Raw genomic sequence first — 21612 nt, forward strand, 5'->3', positions numbered from 1 at the left:
GCGGCGCGACTATCAACAGATTGATGGTTCTGTTCCGACAACAAGAAACCAGGAGTCTGATAATGCGCGATTACTCCGTGGCAGCGAGCGGGTTCGACTATCCGCGTGCTGCCGCCGCAGCCCTGCAGGGCAACCTCGAGGCGCTCAATGCCTGTGTCGAATGCTGCGACCGGCATGTCGGCGGCGACCGCACCGCGCTGGTCTGGGAAGACCGCGATGGCCGCAGTGCCCGCTACAGTTTCGAACAGCTGCAAGCCCAGGCCTCCCGCCTGGCCAACGTACTCAAGAGCCAGGGCGTGGGGCAGGGCGACCGGGTCGCCGGCTTGCTGCCACGCATCCCGCAGTTGCTGGTGACCATTCTTGCCACCTGGCGCCTGGGGGCGGTCTACCAGCCGCTGTTCACCGCCTTTGGCCCCAAGGCCATCGAGCACCGCCTGGCAGAGTCCGGCGCGCGGGTGGTGGTGACCGAGCGTGGCAACCGCGCCAAGCTCGACGAAGTACCTGACTGCCCGGTAATCCTCTGTGTCGGCGCCGACCCTGCGAGCACCGATGTGGACTTCCAGCAGGCGCTGGAGGCCGCGCCAGCCGACTGCGAGCCGGTGTTGCTGGACGGTAACGCACCGTTCCTGCTGATGTTCACCTCCGGTACCACCGGCCCGGCCAAACCCCTTGAAGTCCCCCTGCGGGCAATCGTCGCCTTCCAGGGCTACATGCGCGACGCCATCGACCTGCGTCCGCAAGACAACTTCTGGAACCTGGCTGACCCGGGCTGGGCCTATGGCCTCTACTACGCCGTCACCGGGCCGCTGGCGCTGGGGCACGCCACCACCTTCTTCGATGGTCCGTTCAGTGTCGAAAGCACCTGCCGGATCATCGACAAGTACGGCATCACCAACCTGGCCGGATCGCCCACCGCCTACCGCCTGCTGATCGCCGCCGGCAATGAGTTTTCCGCACCGATCAAGGGCCGCCTGCGGGTGGTCAGCAGCGCCGGTGAGCCGCTCAATCCGGAAGTGATCCGCTGGTTCGCCGATGAACTGGGCGTGACCATCCACGACCATTACGGGCAGACCGAACTGGGCATGGTGCTGTGCAACCATCATGGCCTCAAGCACCCGGTGCACCTGGGCTCGGCCGGCTATGCCATCCCCGGGCACCGCATCGTCGTGCTCGACGAACAGCACAACGAACTGGCGGCGGGGCACCCGGGCATTCTGGCCGTGGACCGCGAGCAGTCGCCGCTGTGCTGGTTCGGCGGCTACAAGGGCCTGCCGACCAAAGCCTTCGTCGGCAAGTACTACTTGAGTGGCGACACCGTCGAACTCAACCCGGACGGCAGCATCAGCTTCGTCGGCCGCAGCGACGATGTCATCACCACTTCCGGTTACCGGGTCGGCCCGTTCGACGTGGAGAGCGCGCTGATCGAACACCCGGCGGTGATCGAGGCTGCGGTGATCGGCAGGCCGGATCCGGAGCGTACCGAGCTGATCAAGGCCTTTGTCGTGCTGGCCAAGGGGCAGGCCGCCAGCGACGAGCTGGCCGAAGCCCTGAAGCAGCATGTACGCCAGCGCCTGTACGCCCATGCCTACCCACGGGAAATCGAATTCGTCAGCGAGCTGCCCAAGACCCCGAGCGGCAAGCTGCAGCGCTTCATCCTGCGCAACCAGGAAATCGCCAAACAACAAGCCGCGCTGGCCCCGACCGCCAGCGCCTGAAGGAAGACCACCATGCAAATCGCCAACAAGAACTTCATCGTCAGCGGCGCAGCCTCGGGCCTGGGCGCCGCCACTGCGCAGATGCTCATCGAGGCCGGCGCCCAGGTGATGCTGGTCGACCTCAACGCCGAGGCCGTCGCGGCCAAGGCCCAGGAACTGGGGAGCAAGGCACGCTTCGCGGTTGCCGACATCAGCCAGGAAGCGGCGGCCAAGGCGGCGGTCGATGCTGCTGTCGCCGCCTTCGGTAGCCTGCATGGCCTGGTCAACTGCGCCGGCATCGTCGGTGCCGAGAAAGTCCTGGGCAAGAACGGCCCGCACGGCCTGGACAGCTTCAGCCGGGTGATCAACGTCAACCTGATCGGCAGCTTCAACCTGCTGCGCCTGGCCGCTGCGGCCATGGCCGAAGGTGAGGCGGGCAGCGACGGTGAGCGCGGCGTCATCATCAACACCGCTTCGATCGCCGCCTACGACGGCCAGATCGGCCAGGCCGCCTATGCCGCCTCCAAGGGCGCCATCGCCAGCCTGACCCTGCCGGCCGCCCGCGAGCTGGCGCGCTTCGGCATCCGGGTGATGACCATCGCCCCCGGTATTTTCGAAACCCCGATGATGGCCGGCATGACCCAGGAAGTGCGCGATTCCCTGGCCGCCGGTGTGCCGTTCCCGCCACGCCTGGGCCGCCCGCAGGAATACGCCGCCCTGGCGCGCCACATCATCGAAAACAGCATGCTCAATGGCGAGGTGATCCGTCTCGACGGCGCCTTGCGCATGGCCGCCAAGTAAGTGCAGGAGTAAACAGATCATGACCCTCGCCAATGACCCGATCGTAATCGTCAGCGCCGTGCGCACCCCCATGGGTGGCCTGCAGGGCGACCTGAAAAGCCTGACCGCGCCGCAGCTCGGTGCTGCTGCCATTCGCGCCGCCGTGGAGCGTGCCGGCGTTGCCGCCGACAGCGTCGAGCAGGTGCTGTTCGGCTGCGTGCTGCCCGCAGGCCTGGGCCAGGCGCCTGCGCGCCAGGCGGCCCTGGGCGCCGGCCTGAACAAGTCGACCACCTGCACCACCCTGAACAAGATGTGCGGCTCGGGCATGCAGGCGGCCATCATGGCCCACGACCTGCTGCTGGCGGGCACCGCCGACGTGGTGGTGGCCGGCGGCATGGAAAGCATGTCCAACGCCCCGTACCTGCTGGACAAGGCCCGCAGCGGCTACCGCATGGGCCACGGCAAGATCATCGACCACATGTTCTTCGACGGCCTGGAAGACGCCTATGACAAGGGCCGCCTGATGGGCACCTTTGCCGAGGACTGCGCCGAGCACAACGGCTTCAGCCGCCAGCAGCAGGACGATTTCGCCATTGCCTCGCTGACCCGTGCGCAGCAGGCGATCAAGGACGGCAGCTTTGCCAGCGAGATCGTTCCGGTGGAGGTCACCGAGGGCAAGCAACAGCGCCTGATCAGCGACGACGAGCAGCCGCCCAAGGCGCGCCTGGACAAGATCCCGCAACTCAAGCCGGCGTTCCGCGATGGCGGCACCGTCACGGCGGCCAACTCCAGCTCCATCTCCGACGGCGCCGCGGCGCTGGTGCTGATGCGCCGCTCCCAGGCAGAAAAACAGGGCCTCAAGCCCCTGGCCGTGATCCATGGCCACGCCGCCTTTGCCGACACCCCGGCGCTGTTCCCGACCGCCCCGATCGGCGCGATCGACAAGCTGATCAAGCGCACCGGCTGGAACCTGGCCGAGGTCGACCTGTTCGAAATCAACGAAGCCTTTGCCGTGGTCACCCTGGCGGCGATGAAGCACCTGGACCTGCCCCACGACAAGGTCAACGTCCACGGCGGTGCCTGCGCCCTGGGCCATCCGATCGGCGCCTCGGGCGCGCGGATCCTGGTCACCCTGCTGGCAGCCCTGCGCCAGAAAGGCCTGCGTCGCGGTGTTGCAGCGATCTGCATCGGCGGCGGTGAAGCCACGGCCATGGCCGTCGAGTGTCTGTACTGAGGTGTCCCATGCTAGTCAATGACGAACAACAGCAAATCAGCGACGCGGTACGCCAGTTCGCCCAGGAGCGCCTGCGCCCCTTCGCCGAGCAGTGGGACCGCGAGCACCGCTTCCCCAAGGAAGCGATCGAGGAGATGGCCGGCCTGGGCCTGTTCGGCATGCTGGTGCCGGAGCAGTGGGGCGGTAGCGATACCGGCTACGTGGCCTATGCCATGGCCCTGGAAGAAATCGCCGCCGGCGACGGTGCCTGCTCGACCATCATGAGCGTGCACAACTCGGTAGGTTGCGTGCCGATCCTCAAGTTCGGCAACGATGCCCAGAAGCAGCAGTTCCTCACGCCGCTGGCCAGCGGCCAGATGCTCGGTGCCTTCGCCCTCACCGAGCCCCAGGCCGGCTCCGACGCCAGCAGCCTGAAGACCCGTGCCCGCCGCGACGGCGACCACTACGTGCTCAACGGCAGCAAGCAGTTCATCACCTCGGGGCAGAATGCCGGGGTGGTGATCGTCTTCGCCGTCACCGACCCTGAGGCCGGAAAACGCGGCATCAGCGCCTTCATCGTGCCCACCGATACGCCGGGCTACCAGGTGGCCAGGGTCGAAGACAAGCTCGGCCAGCACGCCTCGGACACCTGCCAGATCGTCTTCGAAGACGTGCGCATCCCGGTGGCCAACCGCCTGGGCGAGGAGGGCGAAGGCTACAAGATCGCCCTGGCCAACCTCGAAGGTGGTCGTATCGGCATCGCTTCGCAGTCGGTGGGCATGGCCCGTGCCGCCTTCGAAGTGGCCCGCGACTATGCCCGCGAGCGCATGAGTTTCGGCAAACCCTTGATCGAGCACCAGGCCGTGGCCTTCCGCCTGGCCGACATGGCCACCCGCATCGCGGTGGCCCGGCAGATGGTGCTGCATGCCGCTGCGCTGCGTGATGCCGGGCGTCCGGCGCTGGTCGAAGCCTCGATGGCCAAGCTGTTCGCCTCGGAAATGGCCGAAAAGGTCTGCTCGGATGCCTTGCAGACCCTCGGCGGTTATGGCTATCTGAGCGACTTCCCGCTGGAGCGGATTTATCGTGACGTGCGGGTTTGCCAGATCTACGAAGGCACCAGTGACATTCAGCGCATGGTCATTGCGCGCAATCTTTGAAGGGAGCAGCTTGCATGAGTTTCGAAACCATTCTGTTGGACATCCACGGCAAGGTCGGCCTGATCACCCTCAACCGGCCCCAGGCGCTCAATGCGCTGAACGCCCAGATCGTCGGCGAGATCAACCAGGCGCTGGACCAGCTCGAAGCCGATCCGAACATCGGTTGCGTGGTGCTGACAGGCTCGGCCAAGGCTTTTGCCGCCGGTGCCGACATCAAGGAAATGGCCGAGCTGCAATACCCGCAGATCTATGTCGATGACCTGTTCAGCGATTCCGATCGCGTCGCCAACCGTCGCAAGCCGATCATTGCTGCGGTCTCCGGTTTCGCCCTGGGCGGCGGTTGTGAACTGGCAATGATGTGCGACTTCATCCTCGCCGCCGACAACGCCAAGTTCGGCCAGCCGGAAATCAACCTCGGCGTGCTGCCGGGCATGGGCGGCACCCAGCGCCTGACCCGCGCGGTGGGCAAGGCCAAGGCCATGGAGCTGTGCTTGAGCGGCCGCCTGATGGGCGCCGAGGAAGCCGAGCGCGCCGGTCTGGTGGCGCGCGTAATCCCTCAGGCCGAACTGCTGGAAGAGGCGCTGAAAGTCGCTGCGACCATCGCCAGCAAATCCATCCCGATCACCATGATGACCAAGGAGTGCGTCAACCGTGCCTTCGAGGTCAACCTGGCCGAAGGCGTGCGCTTCGAGCGCCGGGTGTTCCATGCCGCCTTCGCCACCGAAGACCAGAAAGAAGGCATGGCCGCCTTCATCGCCAAGCGCGAAGCGCAGTTCAAGGACCGTTGAGGGCCGCCGGGCGCTGGCTGCCAGCGCCCGGATGGTTCACTTTACGACCAATTGACGAGACAGGCCCTGCCAAGGGCCGATTCGCCCCTCCTGTGCGGCTCACTACCATCGAGCCAAGCGCCTGTCATGCCGACAGGCCCGTAGCGCACACGAGGTCCTCATGATCTACGCTCAGCCCGGCACGCCAGGTGCCCTGGTCAACTTCAAGCCGGTTTACGGCAACTATATCGGCGGCCGGTTCCTGGCGCCGCTCAAGGGCCAGTACTTTTCCAACAGCTCGCCGGTCAACGGCCAACCAATTGCCGAGTTCCCCCGCTCCGATGCCGCAGACATCGAGCTGGCGCTGGATGCCGCCCATGCCGCGGCCGATGCCTGGGGCAGCACCTCGGTACAGGCGCGCTCGCTGATCCTGCTGAAGATTGCCGACCGTATCGAGCAGCACCTCGAACAGCTGGCCATCACCGAAACCTGGGACAACGGCAAGGCCATCCGCGAAACCCTCAATGCCGACGTGCCACTGGCGGCCGATCATTTCCGTTATTTCGCCGGCTGCATCCGCGCCCAGGAAGGCAGTGCCGCCGAGATCGATGTGCACACCGCGGCCTATCACTTCCATGAACCGCTGGGCGTGGTCGGGCAGATCATCCCGTGGAACTTCCCCTTGCTGATGGCGGCCTGGAAGCTCGCCCCGGCGCTGGCCGCCGGCAATTGCGTGGTGCTCAAGCCGGCCGAGCAGACACCCTTGTCGATCACGGTGCTGGCCGAGCTGATCGGCGACCTGCTGCCGCCTGGCGTGCTGAACATCGTGCACGGCTTCGGCCGCGAGGCGGGCGAGGCCCTGGCCACCAGCACGCGGATCGCCAAGATCGCCTTCACCGGCTCCACCCCGGTGGGTTCGCACATCATGAAGTGCGCCGCCGAGAACATCATTCCGTCGACCGTGGAGCTGGGCGGCAAATCGCCGAACATCTTCTTCGAAGACATCATGCAGGCCGAGCCCGCGTTCATCGAGAAAGCCGCCGAGGGCCTGGTGCTGGCGTTCTTCAACCAGGGCGAGGTGTGCACCTGTCCGTCACGGGCGCTGGTCCAGGAGTCGATCTACGAACCCTTCATGGAGCAGGTGCTGAAGAAAATCAGCCAGATCAAGCGCGGCAACCCGCTGGACACCGACACCATGGTCGGCGCCCAGGCCTCGGAGCAGCAGTTCTACAAAATCCTCTCCTACCTGGAGATTGCCCGGGAAGAGGGCGCCCAGTTGCTGGCCGGGGGCGACTGCGAACGCCTGGGCGGCGACCTGGAGGGCGGCTATTACATCCAGCCGACCCTGCTCAAGGGTAACAACCAGATGCGCGTGTTCCAGGAAGAGATCTTCGGCCCGGTGGTCGGCGTGACGACCTTCAAGGACGAAGCCGAGGCCCTGGCCATCGCCAACGACACCGAATTCGGCCTCGGTGCCGGGGTCTGGACCCGCGACATCAACCGCGCCTATCGCATGGGCCGCGGCATCAAGGCCGGTCGCGTATGGACCAACTGCTACCACCTGTACCCGGCCCACGCTGCGTTCGGCGGCTACAAGAAATCCGGCGTTGGCCGCGAAACCCACAAGATGATGCTCGACCACTACCAGCAGACCAAGAACCTGCTGGTCAGCTACGACGTCAATCCGCTGGGTTTCTTCTAAGGCCGGACAAAGGCGGACAAAAACGGTTCCAAAGTAGCATTCGACCCGCACCGGCAACGGTGTATTAATAGATGCACCGCAATCCTGTGGTGCCAGAAGAGGATGGGCCTATGTGGAAAAAGCCAGCGTTCACTGATCTGCGTATCGGATTTGAAGTCACCATGTATTTCGCCAACCGTTGAACCCGGCAGCGCCGGCCGCTCTATCTGGTGGCCGGCGCTGTTGCCGTCTGATTGCTTTCACCTGCGGATGCTTTAGGCTGGCGCTTACGACCACAACAACAATACAGGCGTCGTATGAGCCCTGAACTGAGCCAGTTGCGCAAATTCGTCTCCCCGGAAATCATCTTCGGCGCCGGCTGCAGGCACCATGTCGCCAATTACGCCAAGACCTTTGGCGCGCGCAAGGTGCTGCTGGTCAGCGATCCGGGCGTGATCGCCGCCGGTTGGGTCGCCGATATCGAAGCCAGCCTGAGCGGGCAGGGCATCGATTACTGCCTGTACACCGACGTCTCGCCCAACCCACGGGTCGAGGAAGTGATGAGCGGTGCCGAGCGCTACCGTAGCGAGCAATGCGATGTGATCGTCGCCGTCGGTGGCGGCAGCCCCATGGATTGCGCCAAGGGCATCGGCATCGTGGTGGCCCACGGCAGGCATATTCTCGAGTTCGAAGGCGTCGACACCATCCGGGTGCCCAGTCCACCGCTGATCCTGATTCCCACCACGGCCGGCACCTCGGCCGACGTCTCGCAGTTCGTGATCATCTCCAACCAGCAGGAGCGCATGAAGTTCTCCATCGTCAGTAAGGCGGTGGTGCCCGATGTGTCCCTGATCGACCCGCAAACCACCTTGAGCATGGACCCGTTCCTGTCGGCCTGTACCGGCATTGATGCGCTGGTGCACGCGATCGAGGCGTTCGTGTCCACCGGCCACGGCCCCTTGACCGACCCCCATGCCCTGGAGGCGATGCGCCTGATCAACGGCAACCTGGTGGAAATGATCGCCAACCCCGGGGACATTGCCCTGCGCGAGAAAATCATGCTGGGCAGCATGCAGGCGGGGCTGGCCTTCTCCAATGCGATCCTCGGTGCGGTGCATGCGATGTCCCACAGCCTGGGCGGCTTTCTCGACCTGCCCCATGGCCTGTGCAATGCGGTGCTGGTCGAGCATGTGGTGGCCTTCAACTACAGCGCCGCGCCCGAGCGCTTCAAGGTCATCGCGCAGACCCTGGGCATCGACTGCCGTGGCCTGAACCACCGGCAGATCAGCCAGCGCTTGGTCGAGCACCTGATCGCTCTCAAGCATGCCGTGGGCTTTCATGAAACCCTCGGCCTGCATGGGGTGGGGCTGTCGGACATCCCGTTCCTGTCCCAGCACGCCATGCATGACCCGTGCATCCTGACCAACCCGCGCAGCTCCAGCCAGCGTGACGTCGAGGTGGTCTATGGCGAGGCCCTCTGACCCCCGCAGCGATGCGCTGGCCGGGCTGTTGGGGCTGAGCAACCACACGGTACGCAAGAGTCATTATCCGGAACTGGCCGTACGCCTGGAGGAGCTGGAAGCCGAGCGCAACCGCTACAAGTGGCTGTTCGAGCATGCGGTGCACGGGATCTTCCAGGCCAGCCTGGAGGCGGGCATGCGCGCGGCCAATCCGGCCCTGGCGCGCATGCTCGGTTACCCCGATGCACCGGCACTGTTGTTGTCGCGCCGTGACCTGGCCAGCCTGCTGTTCGAAGGGGGCGAGGAGGAGCTGCTGAGCATCGCCCAGGTGCTGCAGCGTGAGCAGGCGCTGCTCGGTTACGAGACCCGCTTGCGCCGGCGCGACGGCAGTCACATCGACGTGGTGATGAACCTGTTGCTGCGTCCGGATGAGCAGGGCGTGGTCGAAGGTTTCGTCGCCGATATCACCGAACGCAAACTGGCCCAGCAGCGCCTGCAGCAACTCAACGACCAGCTCGAACAGCGCGTGGCCGAACGCACCAACGAATTGAGCGAGGCCCGCGACGCCGCCCAGGCCGCCAACCTCAGCAAGGACAAATACCTGGCAGCCGCCAGTCATGACCTGCTGCAGCCGCTCAATGCCGCACGCCTGCTGATCTCGACCCTGCGCGAGCGCAATTTGCCGGGGAGTGAGCAGCAACTGGTCGAACGCGCGCACCAGGCCCTGGAGGGCGCCGAGGAGTTGTTGACCGACCTGCTGGACATCTCGCGCCTGGACCAGGCAGCGATCAAGCCGGACCTGGACCTGTACAGCCTGGACGAGGTACTGACGCCCCTGGCGTCGGAGTTCCAACCGGTGGCCGAAGCGGCCGGCCTGCATTTGCGGGTCCGCAGCGGCCGCCTGGCGGTGCGTACCGACTTGCGCTTGCTGAACAGGATCCTGCGCAACTTCCTCAGCAATGCCTGCCGTTACACCGAGCATGGCCGCATCCTGCTGGGCGCCCGTCGGTGCGGCGAGCACTTGCGCCTGGAGGTGTGGGACACCGGCCGGGGCATTGCCGCCGACCGGCTCGAATCGATCTTCCTCGAGTTCAACCAGCTGGATGTCGGTCGCGCCGCCGACCGCAAGGGGGTAGGGCTGGGGCTGGCGATCGTCGAGCGAATCGCGCGTATTCTCGATTGCCAGGTACGGGTCCGCTCCTGGCCGGGCCGTGGATCGGTGTTCAGCATCGATGTGCCGTTGTCGGCGCAGATGCCGGCGGCGCCTGCTGCCGTGGCGTACGCGCAGCCGGTGCTGGGCGATCCCTTGCCCGGGCGTCGCCTGCTGGTGCTGGATAACGAGTCGAGCATCCAGCAGAGCATGGCCGCGCTGCTGCACCAGTGGGGTTGCGAGGTGGTCACCGCCGCCGACCTCGGCGAAGCGCTCGACGGGTTGGAGGGGCACGCGCCGGAGTTGATCCTTGCCGACTTCCACCTGGACCACGGAGTGACCGGCTGCGAAGTGGTGCGTGACCTGCGCGCGCATTTCGGCCAGCGCATCCAGGCGGTGATGATCACCGCCGACCGCAGTGAGCAAAGTCGGCGTGCCATGCAGCGCCTCGGCGCACCGCTGCTGAACAAACCGGTCAAACCGGGCAAGCTGCGCGCCGTATTGAGCCAGCTATTAGGTTGATTTTCCTGGCGTTTCGGGAGATTTGTTACAAGGTTTTCGCCGTTGATGCACCGTTTGTCCCCGGGAAAGCGCCGCACAGGGCGATTTTTTGTTATAAACCCGCGCCGGGGGAAGCACTTATGAGGCTTTTCGGTCAGATCCACCGTCATTTCTGTTGCCCAGTACGAATCTCGGTCGTAGACTTCCGCCCCCTGTAAATTGAGTGCCGGATGGTGCTTGAAGAATTCCGCTGTTGGCGAGCCGTTCGCCGGGAGCACCCGATTCGCCTTAATGCACGTATTTTTTATAGAGAAATCAATGACAAAGGAAAAGTTGCTGGCCATGCCGGCCGATGACTACATGAACGCTGAGCAATTGGCTTACTTCACCGAGCTGCTGCAGTCGATGAAGGTCGAGACCCATGAGCGCATCGAACAAAGCCGTGTAACCATCGAAAGCCTGGACACGCCTGCCGATCCTGCCGACGCCGCCTCGGTCGAAGAAGAGCGCCACTGGCTGGTCAACGCGATCGAGCGTGACCAGCGCCTGCTGCCTCAACTGGAAATGGCCCTGGGCCGCATCGCCGACGAAAGCTTTGGCTGGTGCGACGACAGCGGCGAGCCGATCGGTCTCAAGCGCCTGCTGATCAGCCCGACCACCAAGTACTGCATCGAAGCGCAGGAACGTCACGAGCAGATCGACAAGCACCAGCGTCAAGCCTGATCGACAGCTGTGACCGACAAGAACCCCGGGGAGTGATCCCCGGGGTTTTTGCATTTGTTGTCCTGCGTCAAGGGCAGCCCGCATAGTGCCAAGGGCGTATGGATGATGGCGTTGTAGTGGCGTTTAATGGCCGCACAATAACGACAAGTTGTGTGGGAGCCAGAACATGATGCCAGAGGGATCGCTGTCCGCTGCACTGCCCGAACCCGAATCCTCCTTGAGCGTTGCCGCCCCGTGGCCCGCCTTGGTACTGCAAAGCCTGGTGCTGGCAGGTGTGCTGGCGGCCATGGCTTTCGCCGGGCTGGCGCTCTACCTGAGCCTGCCGCTGGCCTTGCTGACCCTGTGGCTGCCGCGCTTGCGCAAGCGCGCCACGGTGCAACAGGTCGAGAGCGATCCGTTGGCCGAGCTGACCCGCGACCTGGCCCGGACCACCAGCCACAACGCTTTGTCGGCCGCCGGGGTGGCGTTCTCCGTGCAGCAGCTGGCAAGCAGGCTGCAGTCGCAACTGGAGGCTGCCGAGCAGATCGTCGCCAGCGCCGAAGTGATGATCGGCACCGAAAAGGCTACCTCCCAGCTCAGCCAGCACGCCCTGATCGCCGCCCGCAGTGCCCACCAGAGCAGCCTCAGCGGGCGCGGGGTACTGGCCGAGTCGATACAGCGCATGCACGTCCTGAGCGCCCGTGCCACGTCCAGTCGCGAGCTGATCGAAGCGCTCAACCAGCGCGGCGAGGATATCGCCCGGGTCACCCTGGTGATCCAGTCCATTGCCAGCCAGACCAACCTGCTGGCGCTCAACGCCGCCATCGAAGCGGCCCGTGCCGGTGAGCATGGGCGCGGCTTTGCCGTGGTGGCCGATGAAGTACGCGGCCTGGCCGGGCGCACGGCCAGCGCCACGGAGGAGGTCGGTTTGATGGTGGCCGACATCCAGCAACGCACCGCACAGGTGGTCGAGCAGATTCGCCAGCTGTCCGATGACTTGCACAGTGGTGTCGATCAGGTCGAGCACACCGGCGAGCAGCTTGAAGGTATCGCCGGCCTGGCCGCCGGCGTGGAGCAGCAGATCGGCGAGATTGCCGAAGGCACCGAGACCAACCGGGTGCAACTGGACAGCCTGTTCCAGGCGGTGGCGCGCATGCGCGGCGATCTGCAGGTCAGCGACCAGCAGACCCGGCGGCTGGCCGATGCTGCCGTGCAACTGGAGGGCCAGGCCGAAAGCATCAGTGAGCGCTTGGCCGAAGTCGGTCTGGATGACTACCACCAGCGCATCTATGACCTGGCCCGCCAGGGTGCCGAGCAGATCGCCGCACAGTTCGAGAGCGACCTTGAGCAGGGGCGCATCGGCCTGGAAGACCTGTTCGACCGCCATTACCAGCAGGTGCCGAACACCTCGCCACCACGCTACCGGACCCGTTTCGACAGCTACACCGACAAGGTCCTGCCCGCCATCCAGGAGCCGCTGCTCAAGCAGCACGAAGGCCTGGTGTTCGCCATTGCCTGCACGCAGCAAGGCTATGTTCCGACCCACAACACAGCGTTCAACCAGCCGTTGACCGGTGATGAGGCGCACGACACCGCGCACAACCGCAGCAAACGCAAGTTCGACGACCGCACCGGCATCCGTTGCGGCAGCCACCAGCAGGCGGTCCTGCTGCAGACCTATACCCGCGATACCGGCGAACTGATGCACGACCTGTCGGTGCCGATCCGGATCAACGGGCGCCACTGGGGAGGGCTGCGCCTGGGCTATCGACCGCAACAGGCCCAAGGGTAAATGCTTCAGCTTTGTTACCACTGATGCAAAACAGCTATGCGCGGGATAGCTTTTTCCGCGTGCGGGCAGGCATTATCATGGCTACATCGTTAGGTTGCTAATAAATTCCGGAGGGAATGATGCAGAGCCAAGTCGATGTAGCGGTAATGATCGGCAGTGGTCTGCCGCTGTCGCTGCAGGCAATGGGCAAGCGCGTGTGTTGGGTGGTGCTGGTCAACGGTGAGCGCCGCGGCACCGCGTTTGCCAGCCGCGGCGAAGCCCAGGCGTGTCGGACAGCCTGGCTGGAATTGCTGAACGGTGCCACCCGGCCCGAAGTCGAGCGTCAGGCCGGTTGAGGTTTCGCCTACTCAGTTCTCCAGTCGTCGGGCCAGGGCACAGGCTGCGGTGTGTTCACAGCGAAACCCCTTGACCTGTCCGGTGGCCTGCTCGGTAATATGAAAGAAGCTTCTGCCGGCCGGGACGACGACAAAGCGCGGGGGTGAGGTAAGGGGGGAACTTGCAGAATAATCTGCAAAGGAAACAGCCTTGACCTCTCGACGCAATTCGGTGTTTTCGTGCATATTCGCTTCCCTGTGTTGTGCGGATGATTTCCGGCGCCCATTCCGTTGAACGGCTTGCATTTATCTATCGCACTTTTGTTGCGCTAGTGCTGTCAGAAAAAGCTTTTCTGATTTAGGAAATCTACTGAAAATCCGCCTACAGAGCGAGGCTGGCACAAAAGGGTAAAAGATCCCGCAAGCCCTACTGCCTGTATGCACAGACTTTTCATTTGCATATCCAATAGTCTTTCAGACTTCGAATTGAAGTACCGGTGCCTTCACGGAGCCTCGCTGTCCGGTGGGCAGCGATGAGTAATCGATTTTGAGGAATTCATCTTTGGCAGTCAGTAATCTGGACACTCATGCCCTGTTCGTATTGGGCGATCTGCGGGCCAAATTGGTCAAACAGTTTCAATCGCGTTTTGTCTATGTCACCGAGCAAAACGCCGAAGGCCTGTACATGGCCGAAATCGACACCCAGACGGCATTGGTTGTCGATGACAAGCAGCGACTGGAGCTCAAGGTCGGCGATCATTTCCGCGCCGCCGTATTGCCCAGCCGCGAAGGTGGCAAACTGGAAGTTCGCTATCGCGAAATCAAACTGACGGTCTATGGCCTGGGCGACTACGCCTTCGTATCCGTGCCCGAAGGCGAGGGTATCGTCCTGCGCGAAGGCCAGGGTGTGGTGATGATTTTCGCCGCCCATGAGCAACTGCAGGAAGGCCTGGGCAAGATTCTCAAGGGCGCAACCGGCAAGGCGGCCAAGTGGCGCAAGGGCGAACTGACCACCTTCAAGGCCAGCGAGTGACCGCGTCAGCCGGACGCGCCGATTTTCACGCGCGCTATCAGGATCAGGCCCGCGAGCAGGCCGAACAGTGGCTGGCGCAACGGTCCAGTCTGCAGGGCTCCTGGCTCACCTGGGTGGCTACGCAGCTGTATCAGCTGAGCCCGCCCGAGTACGCGGCCATGGTCCGCCGCGAGCTGCAGAAGCTCAGCCAGTAGCCGTCAGTTACCCCGTTCACGTCCGCTGCTGACCTCTTCTGGCACCTTGTCACCGGCCATGCGCTTGCGAAACAGCGCAGCCCGGGCCAGCAGCAGGGTGGTCACCGGTACGGTGATCGCCATCAGGATCGGAATCAGCCAGGCGTGCAGCACCGGCGTGTCCTTGAGCGCGGAGAAATACAGGATCGAGGCCAGCGCCACGCACCAGGTCCCCAGGGTCGAGGCCAGGGCCGGGGAGTGCATGCGCTGGAAGAAATCCTTCAGGCGGATCAGGCCCAGCGCGCCGCTGAAGGCGAACAGGCTGCCCAGCAGCAACAGCGCCGCCACCAGCACTTCAATCCACAGTGGCAGTTCATTGAGGTTGTTCATTCGATCACCTCGCCACGCAGCAGGAACTTGGCCAGGGCAAAGGAGCCGACAAAGCCGAACAGGGCGATCAGCAGTGCACCTTCGAAGTAGGTGTCGCTGGCGTAACGGATGCCCAGCACCAGCATCATCAGCATCGCCAGGATGTACAGGTAGTCCAGGGCCAGGACCCGGTCCTGGGCCGAAGGGCCGCGAAACAGCCGGTACAGGGTCAGGGCCATCGCCAGGGCAAAGATGAACAGGCTGGCGAGAACGGCATTGGCGAGCAGGCCAGTCATTCGAAGATCTCCATCAGCGGGCGTTCATAGGTCTGTTTGAAGTGCTCGATGAAGTGCGCCTCATCGTCCAGGTCGAACACGTGCAGCAACAGGACACTGCGATCCAGCGCCAGCTCCGACCAGATGGTGCCCGGGATGACCGTGGTGATCATCGACAGGGCCGCGAGCCCGTGGGCGTCGCGCAACTCCAGGGGAATATGCACGAACTTCGAGCGCGGCGCCCGACGCCCGGCTGACCAGACGCCGCGCGCCACCTGCAGGTTGGAAACCAGCACATCGATACCGACCCGCAGGATCAGGCGCAGGATGGTCCCGGGGTGGCGGACATGCACCGCCAGCGGGCGCAACGGCGCCATCAGCAGGGGGGCCAGGAATGCGAAAAGGGCGCCGAGCAACAGGTTGCCGGGGCTGATCGAGACGTTCAGCACCAGCCATAGCACCCACAAGGCCAGGGACAGCAAGGGAGCGGGGAACAGGCGTTTCATGGTTGCACCTGGGCGTTGGCGGCCTGGCTGGTGGGGCCGGGAATCGGCCGGGTAGCGAGCACGGCGCTGATGTATTGCTCAGGGTCCTGCAGGCTGGCCGCCGTGTCCTGGGTGTAGCGCAGCAGCGGCTCGGCGCGCACGCTCAGGACGATGCACAGGCCCAGCAAGGCGACGATGGGAATGCACTCGTAGCGGCGCAGCAAGGGCGAGGGGCGCTCCTGTGGCGTCCAGAAACGCTGGACACCGACCCGGGTCAGGGCGATCAGCGAAGCCAGGCCCGAGAGTACCAGCAGCGCCACCAGGGCCCAGCCGGCAATGGACAGCGGCTGCTCGACCGCCATGCCCAGCCCCTGGGGATTGAACAGCGCGGCGATCAGGCTGACCTTGCCGATGAAGCCCGAGAGCGGCGGCATGCCGATGATCAGCAAGGCGCAGGCGATGAAGCTCAGGCCCAGGAAGGCCATGGTCCAGGGGATCACCTGGCCGATCACCGCCTTCTGCTCGTCATCGAGGTTGATGCCCTTGGGCGGGTGCAGCGACTCCAGCGGCGAGGGCTGGCAGTCGTCGTCATCGAGCGGCGCCTCGTTGGCCGAGCGCGAACGCTCGATCAGCTCGGCCAGCAGGAACAGCGCGCACAGTGCCAGGGTCGAGCTGACCAGGTAGAACAGCGCCCCGGCCGTCAGTGCCACCTGGCCGAAACCGACGGCGGCCATCAGGGTGCCCGCCGACGCCAGGATGCTCAGGCTGGCCATGCGCTCCAGGCGCTGGGCGGCGAGGATCGACACCGCCGCACAGCCCAGGGTCGCCAGGCCACCGTAGATCAGCCAGTCACCGCCGAAGAAGGCCGAGGCGCCGGCCTGGCCGGAGAACAGCAAGGTCCACAGGCGCAACACGGTGTAGAAACCGACCTTGGTCATGATCGCAAACAGCGCGGCGACGGGCGCGCTGGCCGCCGAGTAGGCTGGCACCAGCCAGAAGTTCAACGGCCAGATCCCGGCCTTGGCCAGGAAGGCGATGGCCAGGATCGCTGCACCTGCGTGCAGCAGGCCGCGATCGGCCTCGGGCACCAGCGGGATCTTCAACGCAAGATCAGCCATGTTCAGGGTGCCGGTGACGCCATAGAGCATGGCGGCGCCGACCAGGAACAGCGACGAGGCGAACAGGTTGATGGCAATGTAATGCAGCCCGGCCTTCACCCGTGCCCGTCCCGAGCCGTGCAGCAGCAGGCCGTAGGAGGCCGCCAGCAACACTTCGAAGAACACGAACAGGTTGAACAGGTCGGCGGTCAGGAACGCGCCATACAGGCCCATCAGCTGGATCTGGAACAGCGCGTGGAAGCTGGCGCCGGCGCCGTCCCAGCGGGCCATGGCGAAGAGCAGGGCGCTGACGCCGACAATCCCGGTCAGGACCAGCATCAGGGCCGACAGGCGATCGAGCACCAGGACGATGCCGAACGGTGCCGGCCAGTTGCCCGGCAGGTAGACGCCGATAGAGCTGGCCTGGCCCTGGGCCTGTACCCAGAACAGCAGGCAGACCGAGATGGCCAGCCCCAGCAGGCTGGAAAACAGGTTCAGGCGCGCCTTGAGCGGCCGGCGCTTTTCGCCCAGCAGCAACATCAGCGCGGCGGTCAGCAGCGGCAGCAGGATCGGGGCAATGATCAGTTGGTTCATCGCACTCATTCGCTGCTCTCCCGGCCATCCACATGGTCGGTGCCGGTCAGGCCGCGCGAGGCCAGCAGCACCACCAGGAACAGCGCGGTCATCGCGAAGCTGATGACGATGGCGGTGAGCACCAGGGCCTGGGGCAGCGGGTCGGTGTAGTTGAGCAGGTCCTGGGGCACGCCGTCCTTGATGATCGGCTCCTTGCCGATGAACAGGCTACCCATGCTGAAGATGAACAGGTTGACCGCATAGGAAAGCAGGCACAGGCCCATGACCACCTGGAAGGTCCGTGGGCGCAGGATCAGCCAGACCCCGGAGGCGGCCAGCACACCAATGGCAACTGCAATGACTTCTTCCATCAGGCGGCTCCTGTCTGGGTGGTTCTGGGCTGGCCGGCCGGACGGTGACCACGCACCGCTTGGTGAGCCAGGGCAGTGAGGATCAACAGGGTCGAGCCGACGACGACGGTAAAGATGCCGATATCGAAAAACAGCGCGCTGGCGACATGGATGTCACCCAGCAGCGGCAGGTGCAGGTGAGCCGTATGGGTGGTCAGGAACGGGTAGCCCAGCAGCATCGCACCGGCACCGGTGAAGGTGGCGCACAACAGGCCGGTGCCCATCCAGCGCAGCGGACGCAGGCTCATCTGGGCCTCGACCCACTGGGTGCCGGCCACCATGTACTGCAGGATGAACGCCACCGACATCACCAGGCCCGCGACAAAACCGCCGCCGGGCTGGTTGTGCCCGCGCATGAACAGGTACATCGATATCACCATGGCGATCGGCAGCAGCAGACGCACCAGCGCCGCCGGCACCATCATGAAGCCCAGCGCCGTATCGGCGGCCTGGCGCGGGTTGATCAGGTCGGTGACCACGTCGGGCGCCAGCAGGCGCTGCTGGGCCGGCAGTTGCATGCTCTCGCGCGGTGGCCGGAAGCGGCGCAGCAGGGCGAACACCGCCAGGGCCACGGCCACCAGCACCGTGACTTCGCCCAGGGTGTCGAAGCCGCGGAAGTCCACCAGCATGACGTTGACCACGTTGCTGCCACCGCCCTCGGGCAGGGCCCGGCTCAGGTAGAACGACGAGATGAAGTTCGGTGTCGGGCGGGTCAGCATGGCATAGGACAGCAGCGCCATGCCGCTGCCCACCAGCACCGCCAGGATCAGGTCGCGCAGGCGGCGCAGGCGCGCCCGTTCCTGGGTGCCGGCCAGGGGCGACACCCCTTCGATTCGCCGTGGCAGCCAGCGCAGGCCGAGGAGGATCAGCACGGTGGTGACCACTTCGACCACCAACTGGGTCAGGGCCAGGTCCGGGGCCGAGAACCAGACGAAGGTGATGCAGGTCATCAGGCCGCAGACGCTGACCATGGTCAGGGCTGCCAGACGGTGGTACTTGGCTTGCCAGGCCGCACCCACGGCGCAGGCGATGGCGATCAGCCAGAGGATGACAAAGACCCCGGAGCCTGGAATCTTCGGTCGGTCACCCCAGCTCAGGCCGCTGTGCAGCATGGGCAGCAGGCCGGCCAGCAGGGCCACCAGCACCAGCATGAACAGCTGCTTTTGCAGGCGCTTGGTGGTCATCAGGCGCTCGAAGCGACGCGCCAGGCGCATCAGCAGCACCTGGCCGTGCTCGAACAGGCGCTTGCCGTTGAGGCGCCCGATCAGCGGCGGGTGAGGGAAACGGCCGACTTTTAGCGGGTTGCGCAGCAACAGGTAGAGCACGACGCCGCCGGTCATGGCGATCAGGCTCATGATCAGCGGCGCGTTCCAGCCGTGCCAGATGGCCAGGCTGTACTCGGGCAGCGTGCCGCCAACCACCGGCAGGGCGGCGGCGGCCAGCAGCGGGCCGACGGACTGGGCCGGGAACATGCCCACCACCAGGCAGGTCAGCACCAGCAGTTCGACCGGTGCGCGCATCCAGCGCGGCGGCTCGTGCGGCGTGTGGGGCAGATCGGTGGCCTGCGGGCCGAAGAACACATCGACGGTGAAGCGCAAGGCGTAGGCCACGCTGAAGGTCCCCGCCAGGGTGGCGATCACCGGCAGCGAGGCTTCGATCCAGGGGCTGGAGCTGATGAACACGGTCTCGGCGAAGAACATTTCCTTGGACAGGAAACCGTTCATCAACGGCACCCCGGCCATGGCGGCGCTGGCCACCATGGCCAGGGTCGCGGTGAACGGGATCAGCCGGAACAGGCCGCTCAGGCGGCGGATATCGCGGGTGCCGCTTTCATGGTCGATGATGCCGGCGGCCATGAACAGCGAGGCCTTGAAGGTGGCGTGGTTGAGAATGTGGAACACTGCCGCGACCGCAGCCAGCGGGCTGTTCAGGCCCAGCAGCAGGGTAATCAGGCCCAGGTGGCTGATGGTCGAATAGGCCAGCAGGCCCTTGAGGTCGTTCTGGAACATCGCTGCGAAAGCACCGAGCATCAGGGTGCAGGCCCCGGCGCCGCCGACGATCCAGAACCATTCTTCGCTGCCGGACAGCACCGGCCACAGGCGCGCCAGAAGGAAAACCCCGGCCTTGACCATGGTCGCCGAGTGCAGGTAGGCCGAGACCGGCGTGGGCGCGGCCATGGCGTGTGGTAGCCAGAAGTGGAAGGGAAATTGCGCGCTCTTGCTCAAGGCACCGAGCAGGATCAGGGGAAGCAGGACGGGGTACAGGGCGTGGTTGCGAATCTGTTCGCCGGCAGCGAGGACCTTGTCCAGGTCGTAGCTGCCGACCACATGGCCGAGCAGCAGTACCCCCGCCAGCAGGCACAGGCCTCCGGCACCGGTGACCATCAGGGCCATGTAGGCACCGCGCCGGGCATCGGCGCGGTGGTGCCAGTAGCCGATCAGCAGGAACGAGAACAGGCTGGTCAGTTCCCAGAAGAACACGATCTGGATCAGGTTGCCGGAAATCACCAGGCCGAGCATGGCGCCCATGAATGCCAGGAAAAAGGCGAAGAAGCGTGGCACCGGGTCCTGTGGCGACATGTAATAGCGCGCATACAGCGACACCAGGGTGCCAATGCCCAGTACCAGCAGGGAGAACAGCCAGGCGAAGCCGTCCATGCGCAGGACCAGGTTCAGCCCCAGGCTTGGCAACCAGAGAAATTCTTCGCGGATCACGCCGCCATGGGCGATCTGTGGGTACAGCAAGGCGACCTGGACGGTACCGACCAGGGCGACGAGCCCGGCAAGCAGGGACTCGCTATTGCGTGCATTGTGCGGCAAGACAGCCGCCAGGCAGCTGCCGAGAAACGGCAGAAGCAGTAGCACTATCAAGGACATAGATTTCTAATCTGCAGGAGTTTGTAAGGGATCATACGTGGCGCACCGTCGATCACCAACCGTGAAGCTGTGGCAGAATCCTACAAACAGGCTGTATCAAATAGATTTTTTATAACAGTTTTTTTCAAAGGATAGACGAGATCCGGCGGCTAGCGACCGGTCTCGGGAGCCTGCCCGGGCGCCTGGAGTGTTTCAGGTTTTTCTTCACGGCGTTTGAGCTTCAGCTCGCTGATAATCACCGCGATCACGATCAGCAAGCCGCCAAGCAGGGCGATGCCCGGCAGGCGCTCACCGGCGATGCGCCCGACGATGCCGGCCCATACCGGCTCGCCGGCGTAGATCAGGGTCGCCCGGGTAGGGGATACCGACTTCTGTGCCCAGTTCATCGCTACCTGGATGACCGCGCTCATGGCGCCCAGACCCAGGGCGCTGAGCAGCAGCAACCAGGAAAAGTCCGGCACGCTTTCCCGGGTCGGGGCCATCATCAGGAACGACAGGATCGAGGCGGTCGCCAGTTGCACCACAGTGACCCGCCGCACATCGACCTTGCCGGCGTAACGGCTGATCAGGATGATCTCGGCGGCGATAGCCACGGCGCTGACCAGAGTGACGAGCTCGCCCTCGCTCATTTGCAGCGAGCCGCCCTCGGGTCCGGCCAGCAGCATCAGGCCGACGAAGGCCAAACCGATGCCCAGGCTCGGCATCAGGCCGGGACGGCGACCCAGCACCAGCCATTGCAGCAAGGGCACGAACGGCACGTACAAGGCGGTGATGAATGCCGACTGGCTGCTGCTGATGGTTTGCAGTCCGTAGGTCTGCAAGCCGTAGCCGAGCATGATCGAGGCGCCGATCAGCACGCCGGCCTTGAGCTCGGTGGCGGTCAGCCCCGACAGCGCACGGGCCGAGACCAGGCCGACGAACAGGGCGGCGGCGGCAAAGCGCAGGCCGACGAAGAACATCGGCCCGCTGACGGTCATGACGTTGTGCACCAGCAGGAAGGTGCCACCCCAGAGCATGGTGATGAACACCAGCACAAGTTCCGCCTTGCTGAGCCGGAAAGAAACGGAAGGGCGTTCTGCGGTGTTGATCGGGTTCATGGCTTGCACACGG

The 21612-nt window shown here is 64.7% G+C and carries 22 protein-coding genes; 14 read left to right on the forward strand and 8 right to left on the reverse strand.

All coding sequences use genetic code 11. The features are described from left to right. Positions 1-62 precede the first annotated feature (62 nt). From M2D63_RS18205 to M2D63_RS18260, 12 genes are all read left to right on the forward strand, one after another. Positions 63-1715, forward strand: a complete 1653-nt coding sequence (locus M2D63_RS18205) for an AMP-binding protein (RefSeq protein WP_285864375.1) — start codon at positions 63-65, stop codon at positions 1713-1715. Between the two features lie 12 nt (positions 1716-1727). Further along, entirely contained in the window at positions 1728-2495 is a 768-nt protein-coding gene (locus M2D63_RS18210) for an SDR family NAD(P)-dependent oxidoreductase (RefSeq protein ID WP_285864376.1), read from the forward strand. A 19-nt stretch (positions 2496-2514) separates the two neighbouring features. Further along, positions 2515-3708, forward strand: coding sequence for an acetyl-CoA C-acyltransferase (locus M2D63_RS18215; RefSeq protein ID WP_285864377.1), 1194 nt, complete (start codon positions 2515-2517; stop codon positions 3706-3708). 8 nt (positions 3709-3716) lie between these two features. Continuing rightward, positions 3717-4844: an acyl-CoA dehydrogenase gene (locus tag M2D63_RS18220; protein ID WP_285864379.1), complete on the forward strand. Its 1128-nt coding sequence runs from the start codon at positions 3717-3719 to the stop codon at positions 4842-4844. Positions 4845-4858: 14 nt separating this feature from the next. Next, positions 4859-5632: an enoyl-CoA hydratase gene (locus tag M2D63_RS18225; RefSeq protein WP_285864380.1), complete on the forward strand. Its 774-nt coding sequence runs from the start codon at positions 4859-4861 to the stop codon at positions 5630-5632. Between the two features lie 160 nt (positions 5633-5792). Then, positions 5793-7313, forward strand: a complete 1521-nt coding sequence (locus M2D63_RS18230) for an aldehyde dehydrogenase family protein (protein ID WP_285864382.1) — start codon at positions 5793-5795, stop codon at positions 7311-7313. Positions 7314-7423: 110 nt separating this feature from the next. After that, positions 7424-7495, forward strand: a complete 72-nt coding sequence (gene pqqA, locus M2D63_RS18235; protein ID WP_009394664.1) for a pyrroloquinoline quinone precursor peptide PqqA — start codon at positions 7424-7426, stop codon at positions 7493-7495. Between the two features lie 114 nt (positions 7496-7609). Next, positions 7610-8773, forward strand: a complete 1164-nt coding sequence (gene ercA / locus M2D63_RS18240; protein ID WP_285864383.1) for an alcohol dehydrogenase-like regulatory protein ErcA — start codon at positions 7610-7612, stop codon at positions 8771-8773. Further along, complete coding sequence (locus M2D63_RS18245; protein WP_285864384.1) at positions 8757-10424, forward strand: NahK/ErcS family hybrid sensor histidine kinase/response regulator; 1668 nt, start codon at positions 8757-8759, stop codon at positions 10422-10424. The genes ercA and M2D63_RS18245 overlap by 17 nt, the downstream gene beginning before the upstream one ends. 297 nt (positions 10425-10721) lie before the next feature. Then, entirely contained in the window at positions 10722-11126 is a 405-nt protein-coding gene (locus M2D63_RS18250; RefSeq protein ID WP_285864385.1) for a TraR/DksA C4-type zinc finger protein, read from the forward strand. 661 nt (positions 11127-11787) lie between these two features. Further along, a complete protein-coding gene (locus M2D63_RS18255) occupies positions 11788-12897 on the forward strand; it encodes a methyl-accepting chemotaxis protein (RefSeq protein WP_405310557.1) in 1110 nt (369 codons plus the stop codon). Positions 12898-13013: 116 nt separating this feature from the next. Beyond that, a complete protein-coding gene (locus tag M2D63_RS18260; protein ID WP_285864387.1) occupies positions 13014-13232 on the forward strand; it encodes a hypothetical protein in 219 nt (72 codons plus the stop codon). Between the two features lie 12 nt (positions 13233-13244). On the opposite strand, the gene M2D63_RS18265 is transcribed toward M2D63_RS18260, so the two are convergent. Then, entirely contained in the window at positions 13245-13457 is a 213-nt protein-coding gene (locus M2D63_RS18265) for a hypothetical protein (RefSeq protein WP_285864388.1), read from the reverse strand. 316 nt (positions 13458-13773) lie between these two features. Between M2D63_RS18265 and M2D63_RS18270 the strand changes: the two genes are divergently transcribed. After that, a complete protein-coding gene (locus M2D63_RS18270; RefSeq protein WP_285864389.1) occupies positions 13774-14244 on the forward strand; it encodes a hypothetical protein in 471 nt (156 codons plus the stop codon). After that, positions 14241-14438, forward strand: coding sequence for a hypothetical protein (locus M2D63_RS18275; protein ID WP_285864390.1), 198 nt, complete (start codon positions 14241-14243; stop codon positions 14436-14438). The genes M2D63_RS18270 and M2D63_RS18275 overlap by 4 nt, the downstream gene beginning before the upstream one ends. Positions 14439-14441: 3 nt before the next feature. On the opposite strand, the gene M2D63_RS18280 is transcribed toward M2D63_RS18275, so the two are convergent. From M2D63_RS18280 to M2D63_RS18310, 7 genes are all read right to left on the reverse strand, one after another. Further along, positions 14442-14807, reverse strand: a complete 366-nt coding sequence (locus tag M2D63_RS18280) for a Na+/H+ antiporter subunit G (protein ID WP_285864391.1) — start codon at positions 14805-14807, stop codon at positions 14442-14444. Then, entirely contained in the window at positions 14804-15082 is a 279-nt protein-coding gene (locus M2D63_RS18285; RefSeq protein ID WP_285864392.1) for a K+/H+ antiporter subunit F, read from the reverse strand. Before M2D63_RS18285 ends, M2D63_RS18280 begins: the two co-directional genes overlap by 4 nt. Further along, positions 15079-15567 (reverse strand): Na+/H+ antiporter subunit E, encoded by a 489-nt coding sequence (locus tag M2D63_RS18290; RefSeq protein ID WP_285864393.1) that lies wholly within the window; start codon positions 15565-15567, stop codon positions 15079-15081. Before M2D63_RS18290 ends, M2D63_RS18285 begins: the two co-directional genes overlap by 4 nt. Further along, positions 15564-17246, reverse strand: coding sequence for a monovalent cation/H+ antiporter subunit D (locus M2D63_RS18295; protein WP_285864394.1), 1683 nt, complete (start codon positions 17244-17246; stop codon positions 15564-15566). Before M2D63_RS18295 ends, M2D63_RS18290 begins: the two co-directional genes overlap by 4 nt. Beyond that, positions 17243-17587, reverse strand: a complete 345-nt coding sequence (locus M2D63_RS18300; protein ID WP_285864395.1) for a Na+/H+ antiporter subunit C — start codon at positions 17585-17587, stop codon at positions 17243-17245. The genes M2D63_RS18295 and M2D63_RS18300 overlap by 4 nt, the downstream gene beginning before the upstream one ends. Further along, a complete protein-coding gene (locus M2D63_RS18305; RefSeq protein ID WP_285864396.1) occupies positions 17587-20502 on the reverse strand; it encodes a monovalent cation/H+ antiporter subunit A in 2916 nt (971 codons plus the stop codon). Before M2D63_RS18305 ends, M2D63_RS18300 begins: the two co-directional genes overlap by 1 nt. Positions 20503-20651: 149 nt before the next feature. Beyond that, positions 20652-21599 (reverse strand): DMT family transporter, encoded by a 948-nt coding sequence (locus M2D63_RS18310; RefSeq protein WP_285864397.1) that lies wholly within the window; start codon positions 21597-21599, stop codon positions 20652-20654. Positions 21600-21612: the final 13 nt, after the last annotated feature.

The sequence above is a fragment of the Pseudomonas sp. BJa5 genome (genome assembly GCF_030272875.2).
In the GTDB taxonomy this organism is placed as follows: domain Bacteria; phylum Pseudomonadota; class Gammaproteobacteria; order Pseudomonadales; family Pseudomonadaceae; genus Aquipseudomonas.

Bases quoted from the DNA above. Each gene is read 5' to 3' on its own strand.
- M2D63_RS18205 (WP_285864375.1), top strand. From the start codon at position 63: ATGCGCGATTACTCCGTGGCAGCGAGCGGGTTCGACTATCCGCGTGCT.
- M2D63_RS18210 (WP_285864376.1), top strand. From the start codon at position 1,728: ATGCAAATCGCCAACAAGAACTTCATCGTCAGCGGCGCAGCCTCGGGC.
- M2D63_RS18215 (WP_285864377.1), top strand. From the start codon at position 2,515: ATGACCCTCGCCAATGACCCGATCGTAATCGTCAGCGCCGTGCGCACC.
- M2D63_RS18220 (WP_285864379.1), top strand. From the start codon at position 3,717: ATGCTAGTCAATGACGAACAACAGCAAATCAGCGACGCGGTACGCCAG.
- M2D63_RS18225 (WP_285864380.1), top strand. From the start codon at position 4,859: ATGAGTTTCGAAACCATTCTGTTGGACATCCACGGCAAGGTCGGCCTG.
- M2D63_RS18230 (WP_285864382.1), top strand. From the start codon at position 5,793: ATGATCTACGCTCAGCCCGGCACGCCAGGTGCCCTGGTCAACTTCAAG.
- ercA (WP_285864383.1), top strand. From the start codon at position 7,610: ATGAGCCCTGAACTGAGCCAGTTGCGCAAATTCGTCTCCCCGGAAATC.
- M2D63_RS18245 (WP_285864384.1), top strand. From the start codon at position 8,757: ATGGCGAGGCCCTCTGACCCCCGCAGCGATGCGCTGGCCGGGCTGTTG.
- M2D63_RS18250 (WP_285864385.1), top strand. From the start codon at position 10,722: ATGACAAAGGAAAAGTTGCTGGCCATGCCGGCCGATGACTACATGAAC.
- M2D63_RS18255 (WP_405310557.1), top strand. From the start codon at position 11,788: ATGCACGTCCTGAGCGCCCGTGCCACGTCCAGTCGCGAGCTGATCGAA.
- M2D63_RS18260 (WP_285864387.1), top strand. From the start codon at position 13,014: ATGATGCAGAGCCAAGTCGATGTAGCGGTAATGATCGGCAGTGGTCTG.
- M2D63_RS18265 (WP_285864388.1), bottom strand. From the start codon at position 13,457: ATGCACGAAAACACCGAATTGCGTCGAGAGGTCAAGGCTGTTTCCTTT.
- M2D63_RS18280 (WP_285864391.1), bottom strand. From the start codon at position 14,807: ATGAACAACCTCAATGAACTGCCACTGTGGATTGAAGTGCTGGTGGCG.
- M2D63_RS18285 (WP_285864392.1), bottom strand. From the start codon at position 15,082: ATGACTGGCCTGCTCGCCAATGCCGTTCTCGCCAGCCTGTTCATCTTT.
- M2D63_RS18290 (WP_285864393.1), bottom strand. From the start codon at position 15,567: ATGAAACGCCTGTTCCCCGCTCCCTTGCTGTCCCTGGCCTTGTGGGTG.
- M2D63_RS18295 (WP_285864394.1), bottom strand. From the start codon at position 17,246: ATGAGTGCGATGAACCAACTGATCATTGCCCCGATCCTGCTGCCGCTG.
- M2D63_RS18300 (WP_285864395.1), bottom strand. From the start codon at position 17,587: ATGGAAGAAGTCATTGCAGTTGCCATTGGTGTGCTGGCCGCCTCCGGG.
- M2D63_RS18305 (WP_285864396.1), bottom strand. From the start codon at position 20,502: ATGTCCTTGATAGTGCTACTGCTTCTGCCGTTTCTCGGCAGCTGCCTG.
- M2D63_RS18310 (WP_285864397.1), bottom strand. From the start codon at position 21,599: ATGAACCCGATCAACACCGCAGAACGCCCTTCCGTTTCTTTCCGGCTC.